The sequence below is a fragment of the Fibrobacter sp. UBA7003 genome (assembly GCA_002449765.1).
Taxonomy (GTDB): Bacteria; Fibrobacterota; Fibrobacteria; order Fibrobacterales; family Fibrobacteraceae; genus Fibrobacter.
In genome coordinates, this window is sequence record DJXN01000007.1 from 15,988 (window position 1) to 27,890 (window position 11,903).

The 11,903-nt window shown below is 56.9% G+C and carries 7 protein-coding genes; 3 read left to right on the forward strand and 4 right to left on the reverse strand.

The features are described 5' to 3' along the window. Positions 1–133: 133 nt before the first annotated feature. Together B2952_RS05010 and B2952_RS05015 are read left to right on the forward strand one after the other, a co-directional pair. Positions 134–3,829, forward strand: coding sequence for a fibro-slime domain-containing protein (locus tag B2952_RS05010; RefSeq protein ID WP_290731188.1), 3,696 nt, complete (start codon positions 134–136; stop codon positions 3,827–3,829). A 234-nt stretch (positions 3,830–4,063) separates the two neighbouring features. Beyond that, entirely contained in the window at positions 4,064–7,741 is a 3,678-nt protein-coding gene (locus tag B2952_RS05015) for a fibro-slime domain-containing protein (protein ID WP_290731191.1), read from the forward strand. A gap of 72 nt (positions 7,742–7,813) precedes the next feature. Here B2952_RS05015 and B2952_RS05020 read toward each other — a convergent pair whose 3' ends face one another. The 4 genes from B2952_RS05020 to B2952_RS05035 form a co-directional block, all read right to left on the reverse strand. After that, a complete protein-coding gene (locus B2952_RS05020) occupies positions 7,814–9,349 on the reverse strand; it encodes an Rne/Rng family ribonuclease (protein WP_173366049.1) in 1,536 nt (511 codons plus the stop codon). Between the two features lie 215 nt (positions 9,350–9,564). Beyond that, complete coding sequence (locus tag B2952_RS05025; protein WP_173382087.1) at positions 9,565–10,560, reverse strand: haloacid dehalogenase-like hydrolase; 996 nt, start codon at positions 10,558–10,560, stop codon at positions 9,565–9,567. A 20-nt stretch (positions 10,561–10,580) separates the two neighbouring features. Next, complete coding sequence (locus B2952_RS05030; protein WP_173366047.1) at positions 10,581–11,414, reverse strand: M23 family metallopeptidase; 834 nt, start codon at positions 11,412–11,414, stop codon at positions 10,581–10,583. A 3-nt stretch (positions 11,415–11,417) separates the two neighbouring features. Beyond that, positions 11,418–11,684: a hypothetical protein gene (locus B2952_RS05035; RefSeq protein WP_173382086.1), complete on the reverse strand. Its 267-nt coding sequence runs from the start codon at positions 11,682–11,684 to the stop codon at positions 11,418–11,420. A gap of 66 nt (positions 11,685–11,750) precedes the next feature. Here B2952_RS05035 and B2952_RS05040 point away from each other — a divergent pair, with 66 nt between their 5' ends. Further along, complete coding sequence (locus B2952_RS05040; RefSeq protein WP_173366045.1) at positions 11,751–11,903, forward strand: hypothetical protein; 153 nt, start codon at positions 11,751–11,753, stop codon at positions 11,901–11,903.

Below are 11,903 nucleotides of genomic sequence, written 5' to 3' on the forward strand. Positions count from 1 at the left end.
AGGCTGTTTATGCACGTTTTTTGCACGCTTATTTTAAATTGGAACCCTGCCTCCTGTTGCATTTTTACCCAAAATAAGCGATATTTATAGTATCGCCCCACTTGATTGGGATGTGTAATAAGGAGCGATTATTGTGTGGTATAAGGTTATCACTCGTGTGATTTTGTCGACGCTTGTCATGGCAATGTGCGCCATGTCACAGCCCGGGAAGAACAAGAGTTCTTCCTCGGCCGACGTTGCGTCGTCATCGTCTGTCGCCGGACCCGGCGCAGGCGGTTCTACTGTCGTTATCCGGTTCATGCCGAACTGGACCAACACCAACGCCATCTTGAACTACAAGGGCACGGAGACCCCCATGACCGCAGTCAACAACTACTGCGGCTGGTTCCAGGCGACCGTCAAGAACGCCCCCGCAAGCGGTTTCGAGGTCTTGTTCAAGCAGACCATCGGAAACACTTACGTGACCGCGGAAGGCCCGGAGAAGGTGGCGCGCGACCTGCAGCCCGTCGGGACTCCCATCAACCTCGACAGCGTCGCCGCGCTGAACGACACGCTATGGATTATCGGGAATCCCTCGGGACCCCCTGACCTGTTCTCGAAATACCCGAACCGCCTGGGCGACTGCCCGGTCAAGACGCTCTCGGTGATGATGTTCGACTGGTACGACGGCTCGAACAGGGGCGGACGAAACGGCTACGAGGCACGCGGCGTCCCCCAATACGGCGAAGGCACAAACGAAGACTTCGGCAACAGCGGATGCGGTCTCACGAAGGGAATGGTGGAGCCTACGCTCGGCAGCAACGGCGTCCCGGTCCGCGCAAGGGACTTCCCCTCCAGCTGCACGAACGCGACCCACCTCGACTACTGGTTTTTGCCCGAAGTCATCAACACCGGTGCAGACGGCAAGAAATACACGAACGCCACATGCCGCGACCTGGAACTCGAACTGACCGACGACGGATTCTGGCTCGGCCAGCGTGACGACGGCAGCAAGGAAGGCGGGTTATTCTTCCTCGACGACTTCCGCTGGCTCGACGAGGCCGGCACGGTCGAGAACGTGCATTACGATTCCATCAACGGTAACAAGGGCTTCCACAACTTCGGCTTCACCATGAAAATCCAGGCGAAGTTCGAATACGTGCCCGGCCAGTACTTCGAATTCAACGGTGACGACGACGTATGGGTGTTCATCAACAACCGTCTGGTGGTCGACATCGGCGGACAGCACACCAAGGCTTCGGGCTCGGTAGACCTCGACACGCTCGGGCTTGTCGAAGGCAAGACCTACCCGTTCCACATCTTCTACGCCGAACGCAAGCAGACGCAGTCGAACTTCATGATGCGCACCTCCATCGACCTGCGCACCGAGGCAAGCATATTCCTCACCGACACGCGCTCCACGCGGGATATCAAGAACTACGACGTATGGCAAATCGTAAAGAAGGACGCCCTCAGTTGCGACTTCTCCGCGAACGAGCTTGCAGACGTCGACACCGTGGAAGGCCCGTCCAACTACCGCCTTACCGGCGGCAACCTCGGTGAAGCGGGCGTGATGCTCGATACCGCGGGAATGTGGTTCGAGGGCATCTACATCGAAAACAACTGGTACCAGTTCAGCATCGATTCCGCACGCATCGTAGAGAACAACGGGCTTGCGCCGGGCCACTACTACCTCGAGGTCTCGCTCAAGAACAACCCCGAACAGAAGACCGGCGTGTGGATTACCATCCCGCCGTACAAGGTACCCACGCTCGTGTTCGCTACCGAGGAATGGAAGAACCTTTCATCGGAGATTTCGGGCGACACGCTACAGATCGGCCAGTGGGCATACGAGATGTACAAGGTGCAGGTGATGTTCGAGGAAGACTGGGCGCAGGTATCCATCTACAACCAGAACATCAACCTTTCTTCTAGCGACCCAAACATGAAGACGGTAGACGAGAACGGCAAGCCCATAAGCAAGGTCGTGCTCGACTCCATGGGCCGTGCCACGTTCTACGTCATCGCGAATGCACCCGTTACGGGAGCGACGCTACAGGCGAAGGGGGCGGCATCTTCTGCGGCAACATGGACCGACCTCGTGTTCAAGGAACCTCCCATACCGCGGATCTCCAGCGCGATATTCATTGACCGCAACGGCGACGGGCGCGGCGACAGCCTGCACATCAAGTTCAACAAGGAGCTCGGCGGCAAGAACAACCTCGACTCGCTCAAGTTCGCATTCGGCGAAGGCTTCCCGGTACAGACAAAAGAAAACTGGAAGGTCTCCAGCAACAATACCGAGCTTTCCATCGTATCGAGCAACAACTGCGAACCCTACAAGCTCTGCGGATTCAGTTCCCTCATCTTTACCGGCGGCAAGGAAGATATCTACACCGGAAGCATCGACACCTGGTTTACCTACACCGAAGGCGGCAAGGGCTACCACTTCCACATCGCGGCAGACCCGCTCGAAGACGGCGTGAACCCCATCGTCACGCAAGCCGTCAAGAACATCACGAAGAACGGCCACGTGCTGAGCCTCACCTTCAGCGAGGCGATCACCGAAGAGACAAGGCAATACTTCAAGGACATGTTCCGATACGTCTGCGTGCGTGGCGGCGAACAGGTCAATCCCGAAAAGCCCATGGGCATAGACAACGGGACTTCCCGCAGCACGATGGACCTGCTCTTTACCGTGACCACCTACGATGCGGTGATTCCCTCCGTAGGAGACTCTGTCGGCTTTGTCCCCGGCGTAGGAGGCTCCACCACGAATGTCGCCGAAGACATGAGCGGGGTAAAACCGCACAAGTACACCCCGATGGTGCGCATCTCGGGACAGCAGGACATGCAGATTACCGGAACCGACGTGCTCCCGCTCTCGCCGGACAACCCCATCGTGCAGGATCCGACAACCACGCAGCCTAAGCTCATCACCAACAAGGATGCCGACGCGAAACAGGTTTCCGATTCTCTCGGCGTGCAGGGGCACCTGGTCGGTTTCGACGTGGCCGAACTCATCTCGACCCAGACCGCCGAAGAAATCGCGAGCCTCGACAACCTCATCTCAACGCTGCTGAACGGAGGCAAGGACGACACCACGTACACTGTGCTCGAGATTACCAAGGAAGAATCCATCGCCCAGCTCATCGAGGCCATCCAGGCAAGCACCATCAGCGGCTTTAGCGACAAGGCCATCACCGGGTTCATGGATTCCACGATCAACGCCAGCAACTACAAGAAGAAACTGACAGGCGATGACCTCCAGCTGTTCGAAGAATACGTGCAGCGCGGAATCGAAGCGAGCCGAGACACCATCGTGAACATCACGACCGCGGCCGACATGGATGTCAGTTCGCTGTTCCAGGACATTATCGACGGGACCATTTCCGCGAAAGAACTGAAGAAGAACGGCGTGAGCGAAGAGGTAATCGAGGCCATCAAGAACGGGACGATTACCGCAAGCAACATCGACCGCTACCGCGACGGGACGCTCTCGCTCGTCACGCCCGACGACGTGAAGCTTGTTTACGAGACCAAGTACTACTCGCACCTCGGCAACTACGTGGGCGGATCCTCGGGATCCATCCTCTGCTCCGACAAGGAAATCTATGGCGACGCGGGATGCCTCGCGAACCCGGGCAACCTGTTCCTCGCATGGAACATGCGCGCCGACGACGGACGGCTCGTCGGAACGGGCGCCTACATTGCGCGCCTGCACCTGAAAGTCGTCGTCGGGAAGAAGACCGCAACGAACATCACGCGCGACCTCCTGTGGGGCGTGCGCCGCGGAGGAAACAACGGCATCAACCTGGGAGATATCCTGAACGAAAAGAAGAAAAAGTAGCATTACGGAACCTTTTTTCCCTACTGTAAATTTCTGTTAACCAAAGATACACGAAAAATGGCCATTTTTCGTGTATCTCCTTGTGTTGTAAACAATTATATGGTTGCATTTTCGTTTACAATAAGGCATATTTAAGGTATAGTCTATTAATGGGATGTTAAAGGAGTAACAACCGTGTGGTACAAGTCTATCACTAGAGTTTTATTGTTGACGCTTTTTGCGGTAGTGTGCGCTATGTCACAGCCAGAGGGTGGCCGCAGCTCAACAACGGTAATCCGGTTCATGCCGAACTGGTCCAATACCAATGCTATCCTAATCTACAACGGAACAGAAACCATCATGACCGCAGTCAAGAACTACTGCGGCTGGTTCGAGACCAAGGTGAAGGACACGCCCGCCTCCGGGTTCGAGGTGACCTTCAAGCAGACCATCGGCAACACCTACGTGACTGCCGACGGACCCGAGATCGTCCCGTCCGGATCGCTCCCCGTCGGGGCCCCGATTTCGCTCGACACGCTCAAGGCCAAAGGCGACACGCTGTGGATTATCGCAAACCCCGTGGACGCACCCGAACTCTACGCGGCATATCCGAACCGCCTGGGCGAGTGCCCCGTGAGGATCCTCTCGGTGATGATGTTCGACTGGCTGCACGGTGAAGGATGCGACGGAATAGAATGCAAGGACAGCAAGCCCTACGCGAACGGCGCGAAGGACGTTTATTTCAACGACCCCATCTACGCCATCAGCAACGACTTCGGTAGCGGCGGCTGCAGCGGATCGTACAACAACTACCAGAACAACGCGAAGGACCAGCACAACACAAGCTACATGTCGGGCATGGTAGAACAGCAGCTGGGCGCAAACGGCGCACCGGTTCGCGCACACGACTTCCCCGAGCACTGTCTCCTCACCGAGCACCTCGACTACTGGTTCCAGCCCCTCGTCATCGGCAAGGACGCCGCCGGCAAGCAGTACACGAACGCCACCTGCCGCGACGTGGAACTCAAGTTGACCGACAAGGGATTCTGGGAAGGCAAGAAGGACGGCAGCAGCAAGGAAGGCGGGTTCTTCCTGCTCGACGACTTTGAATTTCTTGACGATGCGAAGACCGTAAAGAACATCTTCTTCGACACGGGGACCAAGGCCAAGGACGGCAAGAACCACAACTTCGGCTTCACCATGAAGGTGCAGGCGAAGTTCGAATACGTGAAGGGCCAGGAATTCGAGTTCTTCGGCGACGACGACGTGTGGGTGTTCATCAACAGGCGCCTGGTGGTCGACCTCGGCGGACAGCACAGCCAGGTGCGCGGCTCCGTGAACCTCGATACGCTCGGGCTCGTCGAGGGCCAGGAATACCCGTTCCACATCTTCTACGTGGAACGCCACACCGGTTCTTCCAACTTCATGATGCGCACGTCCATGGACCTGCACACCGACGCAAGCATATTCCTCACCGACACGCGCTCGACGCCACTGCTCAAGAACTACGACGTGTGGCAGATCGTGAAGAAGGACGCTCTCTCCTGCAACTTCGACATGAACGAAGGCGCACAGGTCGATACCGTGGAAGGCCCCTCCAACTACCGTCTCACCGGCGGCAACCTCGGCGAAGCGGGCGTGCTGCTCGACAAGACCGGCGAGTGGTGGTTCGAAGGCATCTACATCGAGGACACCTGGGACAAGTTCAGCATCGACTCCGCACGCATCGTGGAGAACAACGCGCTCGCCCCCGGCCACTACTATCTCGAAGTTTCACTCAAGAGCAATCCCGAACAGAAGGCCGGAGTCTGGATTACCATTCCGCCCTACAAGGTTCCCACGCTCGTGTTCGCGACAGAAAACTGGAAAGAGCTCGGCTCCCAGGTTCTCGGCGACACGCTACAGATTGGCGAATGGGCCTACGAGACCTACAAGGTGCAGGTGATGTTCGAGGAAGAGTGGGCGACAGTCACCCTCTACAACCAGAACATCAGCCTCTCCTCCTCCGACCCGCAGATGAGCATCCTCAACGAAGAAGGCAAGCCCATCAGCAAGGTCGTTCTCGATTCTACAGGAAGGGCGACCTTCTACGTCCGCGCAAACACTCCCATTACGGGTGCGACCTTGCAGGCCAAAGGAACGGCGGCATCGGCGGCGACATGGAGCAACCTAATATTCAAGGAACCGCCCATCCCGAGGATTACCTCTGCCAAGATATTCGACCGCAACGGCGACGGACGGGGCGACAGCGTGTGCATCAAGTTCAACAAGGAACTCGGCGGCAAGAGCAGCCTCGACTCGCTCAAGTTCGCGTTCGGCGAAGGATTCCCGGTGCAGAAGAAAGGCGCCTGGAAGACCCACAACAACAATACGGAAATCACCATCGTCTCCAGCGAGACCTGTGAGCCCTACAAGTCATGCGGCTTCAGTTCGCTCGTGTTCACCGGCGGCAAGGACGACGTCTACACGGGTGCCGTCGACACCTGGTTCACCTACACCGAAGGCGGCAAGGAATACAACTTCCACATCAACGCGGACCCGCTCGAAGACGGCGTGAACCCGATTGTCACGCAGGCAGTCAAGAGCATCACGAAGAACGGCCACGTGCTGAGCCTCACCTTCAGCGAGGCCATCACCGACGAGACCAAGGATTACTACAAGGAGATGTTCAACTACGTGTGCGTCCGCGCCGGCGAAGTTGTAGATCCGGACAAGCCTATCGGATACGACAACGGCAGCAACCGGAGCAAGATGGACCTCCTGTTCTCCATGGCCACCTACGACGCTATTGTCCCCTCCGTGGGAGACTCCGTCGGATTTGTGCCCGGCGTGGGTGGCTCCACCGTCAATGTCGCCGAAGACATGAGCCAGAACAAGCCGCACAAGTACACCCCGAAGGTAAGAATCTCGGGCGACCAGGAAATGGAAATCACGGGTCCCGATGTCCGCGGAATCAATCCCGACAACCCGATTATCAAGGATACGACCACGACGCAAACATTCCTCGTCACGAACAAGGATGTCGACGCCAAGTATGTTTCCGACTCTCTCGGCGTCCATGGGCACCTCATCGGTTTCGATGTCGCGGAACTCATCTCCTCGCAGACGGCCGAAGAGATTGCGGCACTCGACGCCCTCATCACGGAACTCCTGAACGGGGGCAAGGACGACACCACCATCACGGTCACGGAGATATCGCGCGAGGAAGCCACCACGCAGCTGATTGAGCTTATCAAGGAAAGCCAGGTGACCGGATTCAGCGACGAAGTGTTCAACGGGATTCTCGAAGGGACCATCACCGCCGACAACTACAAGACCAAGCTCAAAGGCGATGACCTCGCGCTCTTCAACGAATACGTGGAAAGCGGCATCGAGGCGAGCCGCGACACGGTCTACGACATCAAGTCCGCCGCCGACAAGAACATCGGGAGCCTCTTCCAGGATATCATCGACGGGACCATCACCGAAAAGGAACTCAAGAAAAACGGCGTGAGCGACGAAGTAATCGAGGCCATCAAGAACGGCACCATCACGGCAAGCAATATCGACCAGTACCGCGACGGCACCCTGAACCTCGTCTCACCCGACGACGTAAAGCTCCAGTACGAGACAAAGTACTTCACGCACCTCGGCCACTACGTGGGCGGGTCCTCCGGCGTCATCATGTGCTCCGACAAGTCCGTCTACGGCGAAGAAGGATGCCTCGTGAACAACGGCAACCTCTTCCTCTCCTGGAACATGCGTTCGGACAACGGCCGCCTCGCGGGAACGGGCGTCTACATCGCGCGCCTGCACATGAAGATTATCGTCGGCAAGAAGACCGCATCGAACATCACGCGCGACCTGCTCTGGGGCGTGCGCCGCGGCGGCAAGAACGAAATCGACCTCGGCTCGATGCTTCCGAAATCTTCCAAGAAATCCCGCAAGAAATAATATTCTCTCTCATTGAAAATTAAGGGCTTGCGGTCTTGCCGCAAGCCCTTAATTTATCACCCGGGGATTATCCTATACAAAGTTGTACAGGTCGGTGATATCCTCGTTGTTCTTGTCGTACACCCAGAACTGGTTCGTATGCGCATGATCGTCTTCCACGAGGTTGATCTTCATGCCGTGCTTGTATTCCAGGTAGTGGAACATGCGGCCGAGGTCCTTGCAGAACACATCGACAAGCGGCGTGCTCACCACGAGGGTCACTTCGCGAAGCTTGCCCTTCGCACGGGCGCGGGCGAGCCAGCGGTCAATCATGCCGAGCGTAGATTCGAGAGTCGGGATACGGCCACCGCCATGGCAGACAGGGCAGAGTTCCGTCTTCTCGGTCATCAGGTTCACGCGGACGCGCTTGCGGGTCACTTCCATGAGGCCGAACTGGCTGATGGGAGCCGGGCTGATGGGAGCCTTGTCGCGGCGGATAGCCTTGCGGAATTCCTGGTACACCGCCTCGCGGTCGGCATCGGTCTCCATGTCGATGAAGTCGATGATGATGAGGCCGCCCACATCGCGGAGGCGCAGCTGCTTCGCAATCTCGTGGCAGGCGTCGATGTTTGTTTCGAGGATGATCTTACTCTGGTCCTTGCCGTGCACCTTCGGTCCGGTGTTCACGTCGATGGAAACTAGCGCCTCGGTCTGTTCAATGACGAGGTTGCCACCGCGCGGAAGCGGGACCTGGCGCTGCAGGGAGCGCGCATAGTCGTTCTCGATCTTGAAGTATTCGAACAGGCTCTCGCTAGAGCTCCAGAGCTTCACCTTGTCGAGCTTGTCCGGAGAAAGCACCTTGAGGTAATCACGGAGGGCAAAGTATTCGTCGCGGTTGTCGATATACACGTAGTCCGTGTTCTCGCCGAAGTATTCGCGAACAGTCTGCTCGATGGAATCGGATTCCTCGTAGATGCACGTTTCGGCAGGCATGGTCTCGAAGTTGTACTTCGTCTGTTCCCACTTGCTCTCGAGTTCGCGCATCTGCTTGCTGATTTCGAATTCGGATTCGTTCAGGCCGTTGGTACGCACGATGTAGCCCACGTCGCGGCCCTTGAGGCGGCGGACCACCTTCTTGAACTCGCGGCGCTTGGACGGGTCGCGCAGCTGCTTGGTCACGCCGATGAAGTTCGTCCCCGGCATGCACACCAGGAAGCGGCCCGCAAAGCTCAGGTGCGTCGTCAGACGGGCGCCCTTGGTGCTAATCGGTTCCTTCACGACCTGGACCATGATTTCCTGGCCTTCCTTCAAGATCTCGTCGATGGAGACCTCCTTGGAAGAACCGCCCTCGTCGTCATCGTCGCCATATTCGCGGCGAAGCGACTCGTTCCTGTCCATGGCGTCGTCCTGATGGAGGAACCCGGCCTTCTCGAGGCCGATATCGATGAACGCGGCCTTCAGGGCGGGGAGCACCTTCTGGACGACTCCCTTGTAAATATTGCCCAGGACTCGAGTAGACGAGACGCTCTCCACGACAAGTTCCGCAAGGTCGCCGTCTTCCATGATAGCGATGCGCTTCTCGTAAGGTGTCTTGCTAATCAAAATCCCACGCTTACACTTATTTGCCATAAAACTCCTAGAAGTAAATGCAAAACCAATAAAACTTATAAATCCCTAAAAAGCCCTCCAAAAGTATGGAGCGCTTCCGAGTCCCGGGGGATTCCTTGCGGAAAGTACCGAAATTCCACCCCACGGAACCTAGAGAGCCAAAATATAACAAGACAGGAAGCTTTAGGTAGGATTGGGCCGCCCTTTACAAGGACAAAACGCCCTCTTTCGAGGCGCTAACCGCCCAAATGGGTCGGCGGATTGCTCGCGCTGCTCCTGATGGCGGCCTTCTTCTTTTCGACAATCGCATCCGCAATGGAGCGAGCCTTCTCGACAAGCCACAGCCACGACTGGGAGCCTTCCGAATAATCAGCCTCGCCGAACATCTGCACACGGTTGTCCCTGCGAAGGGCGTCGACCTGCTTGAACGCGCGGACGTTGCCCTTGGGATAGACGGCGAAGGTGGCGCCGCCATTGTAGTTCAGGATGCTGAACGCAGGCACGTCGGAAGGGCCGTCGGCGATATAGACCATGTTCTCGAAGGGAACGCGGCGGCTCTCGCGAGCGATGGACGAGTTCACGTCGATCGTATCGGGATACTTGTTGCTTCCCTTGTTGATTTCGAAGAGGTAGCGCGTCTTGGAGGTGTTGTCGAGAGCGCAGGCGACCTGGGTAATCTCACGGTCCGGAACCAGGCCGAGTTCCGCGGCAGACGCACTCGATTTCAGGTCCCCGGCCGCATCCAGGAACCCGGGTTGCAAAGCATCCTCGATGAACTCGCAGCCGTAGATGCCGTCGACATAGGGCGCAATGGCACTCCCGCGAATCGTCTCCGCGAAGCCGGTACTAACAACATAATGTTCCAGACGGATATCGAACGCCTTGTATTTCGGGTCTTCGGCGATAAGCTTCTTCATGTCGCCGAAAAACTGCGGGAGGCCCGGATAAAACACGAGCTCCTTGCCGAACTCGCGAAGCCGGGCGTTGTTGAGTCCCTTGAACAGGCCCGCCTTCACATAGGTGAGGATGTGGTTCAGGTAGCTCGTATCAGCATTGACGGATATGCCCTGCGCGGCATAGCGTTCCCTGAGGGCGTTCGCCTCGTCCCAAAAAATTTTTCCGTCCACGCCGTAATAGCGGAAGAGCGGTTCTTGCATGTAAGAACTGATGAGCGTCTTGTCGCAGTCCCAGACCATCGCGATTACATTCTGTTCAAACGGAGCCTGTTTCATTCCCGCACCTCGCCTTGACGTTACTTTGTTATAAAATAGTCTTCCGGATTTACGGGCACGCCATTCACGCGAATCTCGTAATGAAGCCCGACTCCGGATTCGCGACCGCTCTCGTTCACAATGGCAATCGGGGAACCGCGATGGACACGTTCGCCTTGCTGTACCAGCGACTGGCCCAAGTGCGCATAAAAAGTCTTGACCCCGGGCGTATGTTCGATTTTGACCGAGAGGCCAAACCCGCGATGAGAACGCACCTCGGCCACCACTCCCGCACCGGTCGCGTAGACCGTATCCCCCACATCGGCGACAAAATCTATTCCGCGGTGTGGCAGGTCTATTTCGGTAAACGGGTCATGGATCATCTCGAAGCGGTTCCTGACAGCATGGCCGTTCTTGAGCGGATGCAACACCGGAATCGATGCGGCAAGAGCAGGATTCTTCTCGACTCCATTAAGCAGGTTCTTGAAGGTCGTCTCGATTTCACGGATACTTTTCCGTGGGTACAGGCCATTCGCACCGTCGTCGGCCAAGGCATCATCGAGCGTGAACCCGAGCCCGCTGAGCTTGACGGTACTGTCGCGCAGGAGCTTGGTTTCTTCTGCACGGAGAATCGTCTCGTCCACCGATTCGCGAACCTTCTTTATCTCGCGGGAGATACCCCTATTCTGGCGATACACGGATACGGCGTCGCCATCGGCGACACTGTCCACAATCTTCACGGGAGAAAAAAGCACGAACCCCACGACGGCAAGCACGAAGCATATCCCCATGACAACAAGCCGCATCGGGCTCACGCGGAAGCTCTTGCTGCCGGACGTCCTTTCGGAGAAGGTATGTATCTCAATCTTTCGCACAGGCTACGGACGCTCCCCGGCAATCTTCTTTTCGAGATCCTCGATACGCCGCTTGCCCTCCTCGATTTCGCCCAGGAGTTCCACAACGGCCGGATCGTCCTTGATTGTCCCGAGCAGGTCCCCGCGGACCGCCTGGTACAGCTTCTGGCCCAGGGACTGGAACCTGGTTTTCAGGCGGCTTTCTTCCGTCGCCAGTTCAACCCTCGCCAAAGCGGAGCCCGCAAGGTCCTTCGCCTTGGTTTTGAGCTTATTTATTGCCGTTTCGTTCATGTTCCTTTCCTCTTTCGCCTCTAAAAAATAGTAGTTTTTCACTGTTAAAATCAACGGAGACACAACATGAGTCGAAGCGAACGCAGACGCGCAAAGCAGAATGCAAAGAATTTCGTGCCAAAGAAAAGCAATTCCATGAACAAGTGGGTGATCGTGGCTTTGGCCGTTATCGCAGTCGTATTCTTTGTCGGTACGACTATTATCCAAAGAGGTGCCTAA